Source organism: Clostridium sp. OF09-36, assembly GCF_003481985.1.
GTDB lineage: Bacteria > Bacillota > Clostridia > Lachnospirales > Lachnospiraceae > Brotaphodocola.
On record NZ_QUMD01000011.1, the window covers coordinates 42,140 to 60,358 of the forward strand.

Annotated in this window: 13 protein-coding genes and 1 pseudogene; all 14 read right to left on the reverse strand. The window is 50.9% G+C overall.

From position 1 onward, the window contains the following. Positions 1-29: 29 nt before the first annotated feature. Positions 30-545 (reverse strand): transcription termination/antitermination protein NusG, encoded by a 516-nt coding sequence (gene nusG, locus DXA97_RS10380; RefSeq protein ID WP_118531258.1) that lies wholly within the window; start codon positions 543-545, stop codon positions 30-32. Positions 546-564: 19 nt separating this feature from the next. Further along, positions 565-768 (reverse strand): preprotein translocase subunit SecE, encoded by a 204-nt coding sequence (gene secE / locus DXA97_RS10385; protein WP_118531256.1) that lies wholly within the window; start codon positions 766-768, stop codon positions 565-567. Positions 769-780: 12 nt separating this feature from the next. Then, complete coding sequence (gene rpmG, locus DXA97_RS10390) at positions 781-930, reverse strand: 50S ribosomal protein L33 (protein ID WP_080552267.1); 150 nt, start codon at positions 928-930, stop codon at positions 781-783. Positions 931-1,024: 94 nt separating this feature from the next. Further along, positions 1,025-1,249: a hypothetical protein gene (locus tag DXA97_RS10395; RefSeq protein ID WP_118719914.1), complete on the reverse strand. Its 225-nt coding sequence runs from the start codon at positions 1,247-1,249 to the stop codon at positions 1,025-1,027. A gap of 5 nt (positions 1,250-1,254) precedes the next feature. Beyond that, positions 1,255-1,704 (reverse strand): phosphoribosyltransferase family protein, encoded by a 450-nt coding sequence (locus tag DXA97_RS22170; protein ID WP_347561556.1) that lies wholly within the window; start codon positions 1,702-1,704, stop codon positions 1,255-1,257. Positions 1,705-1,733: 29 nt separating this feature from the next. After that, the gene (locus DXA97_RS22175; protein WP_347561557.1) at positions 1,734-1,970 is read right to left on the reverse strand and encodes a double zinc ribbon domain-containing protein; all 237 of its coding nucleotides are present in this window, start codon (positions 1,968-1,970) and stop codon (positions 1,734-1,736) included. Between the two features lie 80 nt (positions 1,971-2,050). Beyond that, complete coding sequence (locus tag DXA97_RS10405) at positions 2,051-4,450, reverse strand: AAA family ATPase (RefSeq protein ID WP_118720006.1); 2,400 nt, start codon at positions 4,448-4,450, stop codon at positions 2,051-2,053. Positions 4,451-4,779: 329 nt separating this feature from the next. After that, positions 4,780-5,786 (reverse strand): annotated as a pseudogene (gene mreB / locus DXA97_RS10410) (rod shape-determining protein MreB). Positions 5,787-6,283: 497 nt separating this feature from the next. Next, positions 6,284-7,234, reverse strand: coding sequence for a SpaA isopeptide-forming pilin-related protein (locus tag DXA97_RS10415; protein WP_147355558.1), 951 nt, complete (start codon positions 7,232-7,234; stop codon positions 6,284-6,286). Then, on the reverse strand, positions 7,159-9,207 hold the full coding sequence (locus DXA97_RS10420; protein ID WP_147355559.1) for a prealbumin-like fold domain-containing protein: 2,049 nt from the start codon (positions 9,205-9,207) through the stop codon (positions 7,159-7,161). The genes DXA97_RS10415 and DXA97_RS10420 overlap by 76 nt, the downstream gene beginning before the upstream one ends. A 271-nt stretch (positions 9,208-9,478) precedes the next feature. Next, positions 9,479-10,621: a hypothetical protein gene (locus DXA97_RS10430; protein WP_118719921.1), complete on the reverse strand. Its 1,143-nt coding sequence runs from the start codon at positions 10,619-10,621 to the stop codon at positions 9,479-9,481. A 32-nt stretch (positions 10,622-10,653) separates the two neighbouring features. Next, positions 10,654-11,853: a hypothetical protein gene (locus tag DXA97_RS10435; RefSeq protein WP_118719923.1), complete on the reverse strand. Its 1,200-nt coding sequence runs from the start codon at positions 11,851-11,853 to the stop codon at positions 10,654-10,656. Continuing rightward, entirely contained in the window at positions 11,820-17,417 is a 5,598-nt protein-coding gene (locus DXA97_RS10440; protein ID WP_118719925.1) for a hypothetical protein, read from the reverse strand. Before DXA97_RS10440 ends, DXA97_RS10435 begins: the two co-directional genes overlap by 34 nt. After that, positions 17,363-18,103: a hypothetical protein gene (locus DXA97_RS10445; protein WP_147355560.1), complete on the reverse strand. Its 741-nt coding sequence runs from the start codon at positions 18,101-18,103 to the stop codon at positions 17,363-17,365. Before DXA97_RS10445 ends, DXA97_RS10440 begins: the two co-directional genes overlap by 55 nt. Positions 18,104-18,219 lie beyond the last annotated feature (116 nt).

Below are 18,219 nucleotides of genomic sequence, written 5' to 3' on the forward strand. Positions count from 1 at the left end.
GAACCGGCAACGCCGGTCCCTTTTCGTTGTTACATGTGTTTCACTTCTGTGAAATTGAGTTCAACCGGTGTTTCACGGCCGAACATTTCGACATTGATCGTAAGAGTGTGCTTACTTTCATTGATAGACTTAACGGCACCGATCGTGTCCTTCCATGCGCCGGCTGTTACCACGATGGTATCGCCAACTGCATAGTCCAGAGCAACTTCAGTCTTTCCAAAGCCGAGGCTCTCCATCTCCTCATCGCTTAACGGAACAGGCTTGGAGCCCGGTCCTACAAAGCCGGTCACGCCGCGGGTGTTGCGTACTACATACCAGGTATCATCGTTCATGATCATGTGGATGAGCACATAGCCCGGGAACATTTTCTTGTCCGCAAGCTTCTCCACGCCGTTTTTGAGTTCTGCGACTTCGAGCATCGGAACGGAAACTTCGAGGATCTGATCCTGAAGGTTACGGTTCTCAATGGTTTTCTCAATGTCAACTTTTACTTTGTTCTCGTAGCCCGAATAGGTATGAACTACATACCACTTTGCTTCTGACATCTTATCACCCTCGCCTTAATTAAATAATGAAGCTGAGGCCCCATTTGATAATGAAATCCAGGATTGCGATGATAATTCCCAGCGCAGCGGTAACCGCTACTACAGCAACTGTCTGCTTGCCAACGGTTTCCTGGTCAGGCCATACGATTTTGTTGAACTCAGCTTTTAAACCCTTGAAAAAGCTCTTCTTCGGAGCCTTCTCAGTGCCTGTAGTTTCTCCCATAGTTCACACTCCTTACTTTGTTTCTTTGTGTAAAGTATGAGTTTTGCAGAATCTACAATATTTTTTGGTCTCCATGCGATCCGGATGTGTCTTCTTATCCTTCGTCATGTTGTAGTTCCGCTGTTTACATTCTGTACATGCCAGTGTAATCTTTGTGCGCACGACTTCCACCTCCACTTGATTTTTCGTTGTTTTTTCAGCCTTTCTTTCGTGCCTTGTCAGCCCGTAAGCTAATTTTGAGCATAAAAAAAAAGACCTAAGCTCTTCCATTCGCCATACCACTATAGCATAACGATGTCCATGCGTCAATCTTTTTCTTTATTTTTTTGTAGGAAACCCGCATGTTTGCATCGTTTTTCTGCTCCTTTGCCAATTTTTTCTGGATTTTTCTGCTTTCAGGACAATCATCCAACATCCGGTGATCGGCTGCCAGACCAGATTTCCAACAAAGTTTCCAGCAAAACAGGGAACCAAGCTCCATTCTGGTCAGACACCGCCGCCGATGCAGATGGAGACAAAATACACTTCCCGGACTCCCGCCTCTTTTAGTACCCGGGTGCAGGCCTCGATAGTACTGCCAGTAGTGTAAATGTCATCGACGAGGATGACGGTTGCGGGCAGTGTGCTTTTCCTCACCGCAAATGCCTTTCGCAGGTTCCGCAGGCGTTCTTCCGGTCCAAGCTCTTTCTGTGGAGCTGTCTTTCTGGTACGGATCAGCATGGTTTCATTCACAGAAAGTCCACTCAGACGTCCAAGGCGCACCGCCAACTCTCCAGCCTGGTTGAAACCGCGGCTGCGCAGCCGGACCGGATGTACCGGGACCGGTACCAGAACCGCCTCTTTGTGTCTGGCAAAAAAGTTCCCATATCGCCTGACAATGGCCTCTGCATAAAAATCCAGATATTCCCGCCGGTTTTTATATTTGATCGCCGCCATAGATTTCTGGGCCACGTCATTGTAGCGGATCAGGCAACGCCAGACTCAAAACTCCGGTGCCGCCGTTTGCAGTCCGGGCAGTACTCCTCACGGTCACTGATCAGCTCCGTACCACATTTTTTGCAGGATGGCTGCCGGATAAAATGCAGCTTCTGCACACAGCCCGCGCAGATTAAAGCACCCTCTGGCAGAACGATCTGTCCGCATACCGGGCAGCGGCGCGGGAAGAGAAGCTGGAGGAGATTTTCCTTGAGAGATAATTTCAAGGGCAATTTTGCAGTTATGTTTGCAGATGATTCTACAAGCGGTTTTGGGGCCACCTTTGCAGATGATTTTGTGGGTGATTTTATAATTCGGATTGCATAACCTCCTGAATTCTCATTTTCAAGCCAGTGTAGCGGCGCTGCTCCACGACATTGTCGACCATGGTCTGCAGCATTTCCGGGATTCCCACCAGGCAGACGCAGGCACGGGCCCGGGTCACCGCTGTGTAGATTAAGTTTCTTGTCATCAGCATGCGGGGGCCGGAATAGACCGGAATGACCACCGCCGGGTATTCACTTCCCTGCGATTTATGGATCGTGATGGCATAAGCCAGCTCCAGTTCCTCCAGCTGTTTAAAGCTGTAGTCTACCATTTTTCCTTCATCAAACTCGACCGTCAGTTCTTCCGCAAACGTGTTGATCTCGCGGATGATTCCAATATCACCATTGAACACACCCGCACCCGAATCCACCGGAATCCCATATTTGTTGCGGGTCTCCCACTCGATCTGGTAGTTGTTTTTGATCTGCATGACCTTATCTCCCACCCGGTAAACCGTACCATTTACCTCCTTTTCCGGCTTCGATGGGTCTTTGGGATTCAGGAAGCTCTGGAGAATGGTATTTAGCCGTTCCACACCAAGCGCACCTTTGCGCATCGGTGTCATGATCTGGATATCGAACATATCGGCATGGACATAATTCGGGAGCTTTTCCCGCACCAGCGTCAGCATGGCGCTGATGATCGCGTCAGGATGTTCCCGGCGGATAAACAGAAAGTCCTTGCTGCGCTTGCCAAGCGGGATCCGTTCTCCATCGTTGATCTTGTGGGCATTGACGATAATATCGCTCTCTGCCGCCTGACGGAAGATGCGGGTTAGCTGCACCACATTGAATGCACCGGACGCGATCATATCGCGAAGGACATTTCCCGGACCAACACTCGGAAGCTGGTTGATATCTCCTACCAGGATCAGGCGGGTTCCCGGGTTCACCGCACGGAGCAGCGCATGCATCAGGTAAATATCTACCATAGACATTTCGTCAATGATGATGGCATCTGCTTCCAGCGGATTTTCTTCATTTCGCTCAAAATGCATGCCGGAGGTATCTTTATCGTCCGACGGAACCCCGGTCAGCTCCAGAAGGCGGTGGATAGTCCGCGCCTCATAACCAGTTGCCTCGGTCATGCGCTTGGCTGCGCGGCCGGTCGGCGCCGCCAGCAGGATTTCCATCTCTTCCTGTTCGAAGTAACGGATGATAGTATTGATCGTGGTCGTTTTACCGGTACCCGGACCGCCGGTGATGATCAGAAGGCCGCTGTTGACCGCCTCGATCACTGCTCGGATCTGCAGCTCATCGGGCTCGATTTTCTCCTCCGCACAGATCACTTCCAGTTTTTTACGAATCTCTGTTTCCGGCTCGGAACCGCGCAGGTTTAAGTCGTGAAGCATACGGGCCGTGTTGAGTTCCGTGTAGTAGTACTGGGATGCGTAGACATGACGGCTCTGTTTTGCTGTTTCCTCCTGTTCCTGGCGGTTTCCTGTCTCCGGGGCTGCGCCTGCTGCTCCCAGACTGATGTTTTCAGCTCCTGCGATTTCGTCTGCTGCTCCCAGGCTTCGATTCCGCGTGCCCGCAATTTCATCTGCTTTCGCACTGTTTTTCTCCAGGATTTTCTCCTCATCCACCTTCACTACGATCTTCTTTTCTATCTGAAGATCTGTCAGATGTTTTTCCATAACAGACGGATCCACATGCAGCAGTTCCGAGGCTGCTGCCAGCAGCTCCTCCTGTGGCAGATAGGTGTGTCCGTTTGTCACAGACTGTAGGAGGGTATAATAAATGCCGCTGCGGATGCGGAAATCCGAATCTGTGAAAATGCCGACCTTCTGGGCGATCTCGTCTGCCATCTTAAAACCGACTCCCTGGATATCGTCTGCCAGACGGTACGGATTTTCTTTGATGATGCCGTACATGCGGGTACCATATTCGTTGTAGATTTTCAGGGCCAGATTCATGGAAATGCCGTAGTCCTGCAAAAACATCATGGCCTGACGCATCTCTTTTTTGGCTTCCATCTGCTCTGAGATCGCCCTGGCCATTTTTTCACTGATGCCCTTTACTTCTGCCAGGCGCTCCGGCTCTTCCTCGATAATGCGGAAGGTATCTGCCTTGAAGCGGCGCACAATGCGGGCCGCAAGCGCTGTTCCCACCCCACGGATGGCTCCGGAACCCAGATAGCGTTCCATGGAGGCCGTATCCTCCGGTGCTTTCAGCTCATAAGACTCCACCTGGATCTGGTCTCCATAAACCGGGTGCTCTACATTACGCCCCGTGGCCTCGATAAAATCTCCTTCACTGATATAAGGGAAGGTTCCTACCAGAACATAATCCAGGCCGTCCGCACTGACGTCCAGAATCGAGTATCCGTTCTCCTCATTGCGATATTTGATCCGTTCTACATATCCGCTTACTGTTGCCATTTTTGTTTCTCCTGTATCCTCCTGCATAATCAGTAGACCTGCCACCGGCGCTTTGCACCCCGCAGACGGGTCGCAATGGTGACATGATTTCTTTCCGCCGCAATGCGATCCCCGCGGAGCATTTTTTGTTTCATAGGACAGAATTTCCTATGAAATAAAAAAGAATGTGCCTTGGCACATTCTCGCGCCGAGGCGCGGTTGCTTCAGCAACCATCTACCTTTGCGCCGAGTGCGCTTCCTCGCGGAGCATTTTTATATGATAGGACGAAATTTCCTATCATATAAGAAAAGTCCCGCGTCCGCGATGGACACGAGACCCTTTCGATCTTTTAGTTAAATTCCTGCTCTTTTTTGTCCCCGTGCTGGAATTCGATAAACTTACCGGTTCCGATTGCCACTGCGGTTAACGGGTCTTCCGCTACCATGGTGGTAATACCGGTCTTTTCTTCGATCAGCTGGTCGAGGCCATTTAACAGGGAGCCACCGCCGGTCATGACAATACCGCGGTCGAAGATATCGGCTGCCAGCTCCGGAGGAGTTCTCTCCAGGACATTGTGAACGGCATCTACGATCTGCATAGCCGGCTCGCGCAGTGCTTCCAGCGTTTCCTCAGAAGTAACCTCGATGGTCTTCGGAAGTCCGGTAACCAGGTTACGTCCACGCACCTCCATCTTTAAGACCTCTGGTCTGCGGTATGCAGAACCAATGTTGATCTTGATCTCCTCTGCGGTTCTCTCACCGATGAGCAGATTGTGCTTCTTTCTCATGTAACGGACTAATGCTTCATCGAAATCGTCACCGGCAACTTGATGGAAGTACTTACTACGGTTCCGCCAAGGGAAATAACTGCGATATCTGCAGTACCGCCTCCGATATCTACGATCATGTTACCGCATGCCTTGGAAATATCGATTCCGGCACCGATCGCTGCTGCAACCGGCTCCTCGATAATAGATACCTCGCGGGCACCTGCCTGATAAGTCGCATCTTCAACTGCCTTTTTTTCAACCTCTGTAGCACCGCTCGGGATGCAGACTGCGATACGCGGCTTGCGCAGGGTTCTCTTACCTACCGCTTTGTTGATGAAATATTTTAACATCTTCTCGGTAACGGTATAGTCTGAAATAACGCCCTGACGCAGCGGTCTTACCGCAATGATGTTTCCCGGTGTTCTTCCGATCATCAGACGTGCTTCCTCACCAATTGCCATGATCTTGTTGGAGTCACGGTCAATCGCTACTACGGAAGGCTCCTTCAGGACAACGCCCTTGCCTTTGATATATACCAGAATGCTCGCCGTACCTAAATCGATTCCGATATCGTTGGATACTAACATAAATTTCCTCCTGATGTTTCCTGTTCCATAACTGTGTATTTCCGCCACAGTTACCTTGTTTCCCAGTTCTATCGTGATTATTCACGCATACGTGTCCAAAAAGCAGGATCTTTCATTTTGAAAATCCTGTTTGTGGACCATTACGTTCCATCTATGAATATGCGCAAAGAGCGCATTTTTCGTTCTAATCTCTCTTATTATATACAATCCAGGAGGTTTTTGAAAGGGTTTTTTTATTTTTTATTATGTTTATATTTTTTTTATGATGGCGACACAGTTTCGTCACAATTCTTTTTTATACTCTAAGTACATTATCCGAAAGGGTAATGAAACCTTTGTTTCAAGTGTATACTTGAAATTACAAAGCTTTTTCATACTCATACCGGGCAGCCCGAAACTGCCCGGCCCCCCTAAAACATTTTCTTTTATTTTGTATACCTACCATTCCCAAAATCAAAAGGGCGAAAAGGACTGCCAAACCTTTTCGCCCTTTTGATTTATCTGTTATGCTTCCTTTTTCCCACAATACCTAGTCCCGCTGCCGATAGAAGAATTAATACAACAGGCAGAACGGTTTTCCGCTCATCTCCCACCTGTGGAAGACGGATTTTCCATCGTCCATCCGGTCCTAAATACAGCCAGCCAGTGCCATCCGGCGAAGAAGGCTGGTACCAGGCCAGGATACGGCCTATGCGAAAACGCGGCTGGATCTCTGGTTTCTTCGGTCTGTCATCGTCTGGCGGTGTCTTTTTTCCCTCCTCCTTAGGTGGCTTGTCCGGCTCCGGCTCGTCTGGAATCTCCTGCTCCGGTATCTTTTTATCCTTTACGGCCAGAGCAGTTCCGTTCCATATATCAGCCCGGTCAGCCCACGCAATCCGGCCTCCATCCTCAGATATCCGGAAACGGACCGGTTCAAAATATTCATAGCCTTCTGGTGCTTTCACTTCCTTTAAAAGATACTCACCTCCTGCTTTTAAGCCCTCCAGCGCATGCCACGGCGCTTCTTTTTCTGTAGTCCAGTATGCCAGCGGAGTATCTTCGTTATAAACAGGCTCTCCCGCCTCGTTTATTTTTACAATCCCGTAAACAGCCAGTTCCGCTCCCGCAAGGAAAATGTCTTCCGGCCATGTATCCAAAAACTGCTTCTGCCTGGAATTAACTTCTGCTGTCGTTTCTTCCATTCTCCATACATTTGCCAGCTTATCTTGATCCTCGCTGGCTTCTGCAGTTTTCATTGCGTCTGCATCCACCTTGGCGATCACAATCCTGGTTTTCCGGTCAGTTACAGTAATTTTCTTTTGGGCCGTTCCCCTCCATGGATAAGACGCCGCCCCCAGATCCGGCTCAAACTGCCACCGGATCACCTCCGGATTTAAAACATAACCGGAAGGTGGCACCACTTCCCGCAGCTCATACCAGAATGGACGGACCGTACCATCCTCCAGCACTTCACCAACCGGCAGATCTTTTGTTTCGGACGGTGCTTCCAGGCGCAGCGAAGCACAAGCTCCGGTGAAGCAGGATTCTCTGTATCCTGACCTGCGCTACCCCGGTATTTCATATTTTTACATACTGCATTTTGGTATGACATATTTTGATGTACTGTGTTTTGATATGTCCTGTCTTGGTATGACATATCACGGTACGCCGTCAGTTCAAACACTGCACCCTGCAGCATATTTCCGGCCGAGTCTGTTTTTTCTAATTTTAGTGTTCCTGTCACCGACCTGTCATTGACGCGCACGATCCGGATTTCCGGCTGCCACTGGTATTCGATCTGCACCGGAAGAAATGTCGTGTAATAATCCGGGCTTTCCTGCTCTGCAAGCCAGTATAGGCCATCCGTCAGACGCCGGATCCGGTGTGGTTTTAAGTCGCCCTGTGCATATCCCTGCGGGATCCTCCTGTTGATGGCATCCAGCTCCGTGTAGCGCCCATCGCTTCCACTGACCCATGTATCAAACAGATAACGGCTGCTTCTGGTTAAGCCACCTTCTTCATTTGCCCGGTAAAGAGCCAGTCTGGCTCCGGCCAGTTCCTTGCCGCCATTTTCATATACCTTCGAGATCAGCAGGGTTCCCTCTTCATTTTCTACCCGGTAAAGCTGCACTGCTCCCGTGTCTTTTACCGTGACCAGCACTACTCCGGCCCGCGCAAAGCCCTCCGGCACTTTTGTTTCAACCAGAACATAGCTGGCTCCGGCAGGCAGGTAATCAAACCGCTGGTGGTTTTCTAACGTCAGGTATGTACAGGCATATGGATTGATCTGTGGCAGTGCCTTCCAGTCGAACTGATACTCAAACCGGTATAAGTGGTCCGCAAACAGGTCCTGCTCTTTTGTGACCCCGATCCGGATTTTAACCCCGTTTTCCATCCGGTACACCAATACCGTCTGCTGTGGATCTGCCGGTTTTAAGCGTTCTTTCTGGTATTCTGCCTCAAACTCTGCCCGGTAAAGCCGCTCGCCCACATCCCACATCACACTGCTTCCAGGCTTTGCCCCGTGCTCCAGATACATGGTTTCAAACGCAGCCGGAAAATCACGGTAAGTCGTACCATCATCGGTGATCCAGCGCACAACAGGCGAAGCTGTCTCATATTGCAAAAGGCCATTCTCATAACAGATCTGGCCGTTTGCATCCAGCTTCGCAGGGTAGAGCGTAAATTCCGCGCCGCCCACAGCAGTTTCGCCGTCTGCACGGTCTTTTCCGTTTTCCAGACAGTATTTTTCCACCTCTATGCGCGTGTGATCGTCCTTTATCTCGTATTTCTGGACTTCCGGGCGTTCCGCCACCGTGATTGTCACCGGTTCATGGGAAACAAAGCCCGATGGCACCTGGATTTCTTTCCAGAGATACTCTCCCGTCGGAAGATGCGCGATCGTATGCGGCTGGTCTGTTGTTGTCCAGACAGCGGCCGGAGCTGGCTGGTGAACATCCGCATCGATCTGTGCATATTCTGAAGCAGTCTGGTTTTCTCCCGAAACAGCCTGCGCAGCTTCTGCACCATGGGCACTCTCCGTTTTCCACAATCCAAGTACCGCGCCCGTCACATATCCACAATCAAATGCAGAGTTTTCCCCTGTTTCTGCTTTATCTGATCGCAGTCCACTGCCAGAAACAACGGACTTTCCGCCCGTATCTGAACTTGCGGTATCTGAAGCAGTTATATCTACGCCATCCGTTTTTGAAAATTCCGTTTTTGTTGCTTCATCTGTCATGGTGACCTGTTGGATCTCATTGGTTTCCTTTACCAGGATTCCCATCGGAAGTGCCTTGACAAACCCTTTTGGTGCCTGTAATTCTTCCATAATGTAGCTGCCTGCTGCCACCCGCTCCAGAATGTCTGTACTGCCCTCTGTCATCACCGACGCAAACGGGTCATTTGGATATTGTTCCGACGTGATCCATGTATTTTCCATGACATAGGCTTCGCCCTGTCTGTGGGAAAGCGGCTCATTTTCTGTCTGAAGCAGCGTATGCTCCTGTACCGCATAAGCCGCATGATTGTAGCTTCCAGATTGTCTGAATTCTGGGAGCGCACAAAATCTCCATTCCGGTCGTAAAGCTTTGTAGCCTTATCATAGATATCTTTGCTCTGCTGGTAATAGGTCACAAGTCCATGCTGGTCGTATACCGGATTCATGGACTTTTCAAATTTCCCGTTGTTATCATCCAGCAGCACTTCATCGTTCAGGTTCTGCCCTGTCTCATTCTGGTAAAGAGAGGATTCCCGGTGCTTTCTTCTTCCTGGGCAGATTTCCAGCTGCCTGTCAGGTACGCCTGCTCCCCATCTCCTGAGAGTGCCATACGGCAGGTCGTGATCTTATCACGGGCAATGATATTACCATACTCGTCCCGGCGAAGATTTACCGGCCACACAAGCACCTGTTTTTTGTTCTTCCCGGTTCCAGCTCTTCCACGGATCTGGTCCCAGCTTCCATTGGTCCCGTCAAAATCCTTCACCACATATGCCATACCAGTATACGGATCTACAAGCGCATCCCGCTCTCCCCCGCGCCCTAAATGATACACATGCGTTCCTTTATCCAGTGTCAGGATCTTATCCTTCTCATCGTATACGATCTTCGTCAGGTCACCGCCGGTAAATTCCAGAAACTTGAAAGCACCATTCCATGCAAACGCCTGATAACGTCCATCCCGGCCATCGCTCTCCGGCGTAATGGTAACTGACAGATTACTCAGATCGTAATAAAGGATATCGGTATCCGGGCGCATCACGGTAACGGAATTCCAGCTGTTGCCTTCTGCCGGAATGATCTCACCATAACGGTCCACACCCGCAGGCCAGGTTACCGTATACAAATGCCCTTCCTCATCGCGTTCCGGGAGAAATTCCGTTTTCTGTCCTCCGTAGCCTTCCTTTACATACATGCGGTCAATATACCCCGCATCGTTTCGCTCAATCACAAGTCCTTCGTAAGTGAAATCCTGGGTATCTCCGGACGGTGTCAGTAAAATGGCATCAAATAATGTCATTTTTGCGCCTGCCACATACCCGGATGTTCCTTCGCTATTAGAATGTTCTGATCGCAGATCCTGGTCTGGCTCACTGCCTGCGGCGGCCTGCGCTTCACGCTTTTCTACCTGTAGCCGGATCGGTTCATTTTCCAGATAGACCCGCGCTGTATGGATCTGGTCCTGGGGCTTGTTTTTCCAGGTTGTCTGTTCATCTGCCGCATCTTCATAAACGGCAGAGAGTACCCTGCTGTCCCGGTTTCCATTCTGGTAATAAGCCACCTGGTCGGAATAGATTTCCAGCGCCACTGGTTTGGAACGGACATAGCCTGCAGGCGGCTTTGTCTCGCAAAGCACATAGGTGCCGGCAGAAAGCGGCTGCGGTGTGTTCAGATAGCCGACTGTCTGCAGCTGATATTCCTGAGCACCTGGGCTTTGTGTCTTGGCATCCGGGTCTTCTTCCTGAGTACCTGGGCTTTGTAGCTGGGCATTCGAACTTTCTGCCTGATTACCTGGCTTTGTACCTGGCCATCCCGTACTGTGGCAAATGCTTTCATGACTCCCGTTTCCAGCCCGAAACGGTCCCCCAGCAGGATCTGCTCTGATTCCTCACACACAGGTGTACCAGCCGGGACCATGCCGGTATACGCAGCTTGTCCTTTCAGCATACTCCGTCCTCTTGTAACCGGCCGGATATCGGTTGCTCCCATCGCAGTCAGAAAGTCCCTGGATCCGTCAATCAGCGTATCCTCCTCATAGAAAAGCACTTTTCCTTCCCCGTCCTTCGCATCGTCCCGCTTCGCTGCATAAATACGGAAGATGGCTCCATCATGCAAAATATTTTCATGGGTTTCAGAATCCAGCTTTTCGATGCGGACTCTTGCTGTGTAGAAGCGGTTGCGGAAACGTACATTGCCGTAACCAAGGCTGCTCTTATTATCTATTCCAGATACAGAATATGGCACTAACATCGGTGCATAACAGCCATCATACGCGGTCTGTGTCCCCTGCATCGCAGGGATCTGGTCCCGGTAGAAGGTTCCCGGCACATTGTCATCTGTTTTTGCACCTCCCGGATATGCAACATCATTCGCGGTCTGTGCCTGCTCAGAAACAGAGCTATAGCGGTACACAGCCGAAACCAGATTACGGCCACTTTGTCCTTCACTTAAGTAATACGGAACCACACCTGTTGTCCGGTCATCCTGGCTATTATAGTAATTCTGAAACGGCCGGTACTTTGACTGGGTCAGTGCAAAGTAATCGCCCGCGTCAGGATGATCCGGCGGGCCATTTTGGATCCGGTCTGGCTCCATTCCATACTTGTAAATTTCAAAATCACCACGGTCACCGTGCGCCCGGATCACATGAGACTCCTCCAGAAAACGGATATGGTATCGCTTTTCCAGATCCACCGCTGTATACGAAGCCTTGTACTGGTAAAAGGAGTCCATTTCCCCGGGGGAAGCTTCTGCACCAGCTTCGTCAGCATATACCGCCGGAAGCGAGATTTCTTTGGGTTTATCAACCTCATAATGGCGGTTTTTAAAGTCCTCTAAACTTGCATATTTCGGCTGCTGTTCGACCACCACATAGGTTCCATATGGAGCCTTGCTGAAATCCCGTAGTATTCTGTTTTTGCTTCCTGGCGCTTCGCTTCGTCTTGTCTTTGCTCCTGAGCTTTTTCCATCTCTGTCTCGCTGTATCCGTTTTGTGTATCTGCAGATACGGTTGTGACATCATGGTCTGCGCCGCCTCCTTCCTCTGCATCCCATGCAATGGCATACAATTCGTCAAGATCATACCTAAAAAACGGTTTTAAATAGTTCTGTGCTTTTTCTATGGCCTTTTGCAAGCCCTGGTCCAGAATCTCGTCCGAAAATGCTGTGCTGCCACGGATGGCATGGTATTCCGTTTTTCCGGCACGTTCCGGTGTTTCTGCATGCCTTGCAATTCCCACACTCTCTGCCGTTTCTGCATGCTCCGCCGTCTCTGCATACTCCGCCGTCTCCACCAGCTTCGCGATTTCATCATCCAGATACCACGTAATGGCAAACTGGCGGACCCGGTCAGACACAGCACTATTCCAGACCGTAGCGTCACTGCGGTTGATTTTATTGCCGATCGGACGGTAGCTGGTATAGGTTGGCGCGGCATCATCCCATTTATCGTGATTTGCCGTCTCTACCGCATCGAAAAATTTCTCATAATTCAGGCGTTTTACCGTGCGGGTTTTCGTTCCGTCCTCTGCCAGCGCCTCTGTAGTCTCCAAGATTGCCGTATAACCGCCAGACGAATGCTCCTGGATTTTCCCATTCTGGTAAGCATAAAGCATTTCATTGCAGATTGCTGCATCATTGGAATCTTTGTATAACGGATCTGTGCGGTGCAAAACCTTCGTGTAGATCTGGTTTACTTTTTCCGGGAATGCCGTATTTGCCTGCTTTTGTTCCGCAAAACTCCGCTCATTTCCTTTCCGGTCCTGCCAGATCACCTCGCCGTTTTCATTGCGGTAAAGCTTGCGCAAATTGGATTTCAGATAAACCTTGAAACGGAAATTGTCCATTGCTTCCGTATTGTCATAATTTCTGGTCCACCAGTCTTCATGTGCATCAGCATAAGAACTGGTATTATTGTAAGATGTCTTTTCTATGGTCTTGCTTATCCGGATCTGCTGGCGGATTCCCCGCTCTTCCACCGGGACCGGGCTGGTAGCCGTACCACCGCCAGGTCTTCCCTCTCCATCCTGCCACACAAAATCCTGTCCCGGATACACCAGTGTAACACGCTTCACAAAACTATTTTCTTCTCCTGCATCTCCCGTCTGATAATCCAGGCTTGCCTGCACACGCACCTGTTTTACCGTCTGGTAATAAGAGGCCGTGCCCATCGTATCACCTGGTGACCAGCCGCCCTGCATAAGCGCAATATCTTCCTCTGTCAGCACAACCTGTTCTGCCCCTGGCAACACCAGCTTAAACCAATATTGCTGTGCAGTGTCATCGCTATGAACCGCCCCGTAATGATCGGTATAGCTGCTTTCCACATGCCAGACAGTTTCCTGTATTTTAGAAGTAATCTCGCTCCAGTTTCCATAGGATTTCTGGGTTTCTCCCGGCACAGTTTCTTCTATGTAATTGACTTTCGGAATCCGGTTTCCGCTTGCATCAAGCGGTGTTTCCCCAGGTTCATAATATACATTTTCCTTGATGCAACGGGTCATGAGACTTCCATCTGATGAAGCCTCCGCATCCGGCACAAGCACTGCTGAGGCTCTGGAATGCACACCTTCACCTTCCCCATGTTCATCCTGTAGCACGGAAAAATCCGCATATATGCCAAAGTTATCCTCCGACTCTGTTTCCCCATAAACAGCATAGATATATCTGGGAGATTTTCCCGTCTCTTCCGGCACAAAGGGAACCCGCAGATAAAAAGCTGCGTCCCGTTCTTCCTTTTCCGGCACAAAAAAGCATTCTGGATTTCCGGTACGTCCCGCATAAATGCTAATCAGAAGCGTATCCTCTGTTTCCCGGATCTGGTCTAAACCTCCGTAGGAGTAGTATGCGTGCTGCTGATAGAAATCCAGCAATGCAGCTAAAACTTCTCCTATTGTTGCCGCGTTCGTCTCCTCCCGCTTCCACGGAATTTCCAGCGTGACGACCGGGGCACCGAACTGGATCTGGCTGTCTTGAACGCCGCTCCGGTAGCCGGTATCATAGACTGGCTGCTCCAATGTGCTGTAACGAAATCCAGCATCAGAGCTCTGCTTTGGTGTTCCTTTCCCATTTGCCCGCAGGATCAGCTCCAGCTTATACTTTAAAAACATAAAATCTGCCACAGCAAACGGCTTTCTCAGCCGGTTCAGCACAGCAGCTTCATCCAGTCCTTTCTCCGCCCGCCTCATCAAATCTTCGCATTTTGCCGGATCCAGCTCTTTTTCTTCTGCATATGCCACATTGCTTACTGTGCGGTTTACCGGGCGCTTTCTGGTGAGCATGGTTCCGTCCGCATCATATTTGGGATACTGGCCTTCATATTCCGTCGTGACATAGACCAGATTGCCAAATACGTCCCTCTCGATCTGCCCGGTAAAACTTCCAGTGCCGATCTGTGCCGGTTCTGTTTTCACGGTCTTGTCCAGGCGATAGAGTCTGCTTCCCGCCGGAATCCCCGAAAATGCCAGATCAAATCCTCCGCTTTTTTCACTATTCACTTCGAAGAACAATTCCCGGAAAGTTGGATCGCCATAAGCGCCGCTTGCCCCGGACTGAACCTGCTGCTCTGCATAAAGTCCCTTTGTCACCGTCACATAACCGCTGTATCCACTGTGTCCGTTGTTTCCGCTATCTCCACCATTACCGCTCTCTGTCACCGCAGATAAATCCTGGCCGGTATTTGTAAATGAGTGCTTCCTGTTTCCAATGGACAGCTCGTATCCCTCTGAGCGGCTCAGCTCTTTCACATAATATTCCCCCATCAGAAGCGGTCTGCCGATCCAGCAGTTCCCGTTTGCAGTCTGGTAATCCTGGTAGGTTCTCTGGTACTGTCCATCTTCTGTATAATCATCGAATGTCTGGCTTCTCGTATAGAGGTTTGATGGTGCTGACCGGTTCCAGTTTCCAGGCCGGTCCACGATCCCGCCCTTTTCATAATCATAAAACCACCCCGGCGCTTCTGTGAATGCAAGAAACGAAGCATCTCCGTTTTTATCGGTCGCCGTTACCGCTGTCAGATCGTCCTTCTGGTAAACCACACCGGTCTTTCCATCCGGGTGTACCAGATCCTTTGCAGCGAACAATCCATACACAGCACCCTCCAGCACGGCGTCACCCTGCGTATCTCCATAAGAATCGTAAGCATTGCTTTCCCCTGCCTTTAAGTCCATGTCCCGCTTATTGATATGGATCTCGCCTTCTGTCCGGTGGTCATAGATCCGCCACCAGTCATCTTCCCCGTCCTGACCATTACAATGGCTGTAGTGATCCGACGGACCAGGCTCTGTCGCACTTCCGCTGCTTCCAGCATTCAAGCCACGGTTATAGGCCTGGGCAAAGAGATCACCGCCGCCACCGCCGGTACTGTCCCTATGGACTGCTTTAAAGTTAACAACCTGAAAAATATCCTTCGGTGTCTCTGTATCTCTTCCTTGATCTTCTGTCTGAGACAAAGCCGTGACAGGTACAGACACATCTGGAACGCGTTTCCAGGAAGACGTATCTGATGTTCCTTCCGGGAACTGAAGCTTCAAAATCCACTGCTGCACATGCTCCGCATCGTCCTCTTCATTCTGGCTGGCACGATCCGTTTGCAAAGCAGAACTTCTGTTTTCCACTTCCCGCAAGACCAAATCCGATGCCGTTGCCGTTTTACGTATTCCTGAGATCTGTCGTTCTTTTGTCTTGCCACTTTCCACACCCGATCCTGTTGCTTGTTCTCCCGTCTCATCACTTTCCACATCCGATCCTGCTGCTTGTTCTCCCGTCTCGTCACTTTCCGCATTCGATATCGTGGCCTTCCGCTCCGTCTCCTTCTTCATATCCGGTACGCGGTCTTTCTGTTCTGCTGCTTCACCTTCCGTATCCGGTTCATGTTCTTCATCCCATGCATCCGATGCCGTTGCCATCATGTTCTTCTGAGTCTGCCCGGCTTTCTCCTCTTCTTTTTGGGCACATTCCTCTTTCCGGTCATCGACCAGTGACTCTTCATCGATCCATGTTGGGAAAAAGACAGCAAAGATTCTCTGCCAGATACTCTTTGATTCTTTTTTTACGACCGGCACTTCCGTCTCTGCAGCCATGCGTCCCTCTTCTGCCTGTCTGCGCTGCTGCACCAACACCCTGGCCGGTTCGGCTGCTGCCTGGTCACTGACCTGGATGTCTCTGCTGTAAAGGCCCGCGAAGCTGGCGTTGGCTCCATTTTCAGAAGCATCGGTTGTAATGACTTCGATCGGAAGGTCATCTCTGTGGTTGCCATGAAGTGTATAACCTTCCCGCGCTGTATCCTCCGCAATGGCATAGCTGTATTTTAATGCAATGAAACGTGCATAGGTTTCCCGGGTGTCGCTCTCACAACCGGAATCGGTAAAGGAGCGGGTTCCGCCAGCCGAGACGGTAGCACCGGCTGAGGGAGTTTCGCCTTCCTCGCCGCCGCCCGATGCGATACTTCCAATCTCGCCCATATCTACTTCCGGCATCAGCCAGTGAAAATGGACACCGGAAAAATCGCCACCGGCCCAGGCTTCGCAGGAACGAAAGGTGCTCTGCCAGAGCGATGCCAGACGGCGGTTTTCTTCTTTCGCCGCAGCGATCTCTGCCTGATTTTCAATTTCCCCGGTTTCTTCGTCCTCCTCTTCTTCCGGCACCGGGACAAAAACAGGCGCCGGATGTCCGTCACAGAAGGTCTTATCGTAATGGTAACCATGCTCTACCGTCTTCCCGGATTCCCCCTCTTCATCCGTTATCATAGCTGAGACAAAGCGGAAATCGTCCCATAAAACAGGGCTGTCCTTGTGAAAGCTCTTATAAGGTGCGCCTCCTGCATAGATATAGGCTGCACCGTCACGGTCTGTGTGAACCTCCTCCTTATCGTCAAAGCGTTCATATAAGGAAAACACGGCATTTTCCAGTGGTTTTCCGGTTTCATGGTCGTACTTTCTTAGGCGGACATTGTAGGTGGAAGTCCACTCCTCCTCATGCCGGTAGATTTCAAATACCAGGCTCCCGGCACCACCCTGCGCTGCACCTCCCGGTGCCGCCACTCCGGTTCCTGCGTAATAGCAAACTTCCGGGGCATTCACCTCTACAAATGCCAGACGCTGGTGCGCAGACAGCGGAGCTGCGCCGTTATACATCTGGCGATGCGTGCCCGCGCAGCGGCTGCAGCGCCAGATCTGCAGACACTGGTCATACACCTCCTCCGGGGAAGAAAAGGTTCCGCCGCCAGAAGCATACTGTGTCCCACGGACATCAAACATCAGATACAGGGCACCGCTGCCGCCTGTGCTGGTCAGACGGATTTCCGTATCGGTCTTCTGACAGACCCAGCCGCCCGGAAGCTGCGGTGTAAAGGAGCCGTCCGCTCCCGTGGTGGAATATTTCAGGGGAACGGTACGGATAAATTCCGCATCCGCGCCGGACGGATCAAACGACAAAACGTACTCCCCAGACTGCCCATTTTCCTGTGAGGAGTCAGCCGCAGCGGATTTCCTGCCTGCGTATGTCCCTGCAGCACGGACGGAATGCCCCCGCCAGTTGCATGGACAGCTTCCACTCCTCTCCACTGTCCGGAAATGCCAGGCAAAGCGGTGGTTCGTGCACCCCCGCCCAGCAGTCCCGCCAGCTGCAGATACGTTTCTTCTTTCGCCAGCACTTCCTTCAGCCACGGATATTTCCCGCGGACTGCCGCAGAATGGATCAAAAGCTTTAAATCCGCTTCCGTTACGAACTGGGAGATTGCCGGTATTCCCTGGGCTGCCGCCCCGGCATTGATGTTCTGGATGACGGCATTGACCTGCGGCATATTTCCAAAGCTTGCCTGCAGTGTCAGCATCCCCCAGAAGACCAGTGCCATTTCTTCCCGGCTGAGCGTCTCGGACGGCAGTATGCAGACATACTCGTCCCCGTCGATCAGGGCCCGGTTCGCTCCGGCTCCGTCAATACAATAATGATGAAATCCCGCCCCGTAAGCAATGATGGTATCGCCCAGCTGCGCTGCCTGCGCTCTCCATGGCAGCTGCGGCAGAATTGGAAGCAGTGTTTTACTGGCCAGAACAACTGCCAGAAGCATTGCCGCTGCCCGCTTTACGGATTTTTTTCTTTCTCCCATTCGTTTTCCCATACCCCTGTTTTCCCTGTATTTTCCTGCGCATTCGCGGCCTTGCATCCTACGCAAAGCGCACATACTGTTCTTTCCTATTCACGCATTGTGCAAACAATAACGTAGTTTCTTCTTCA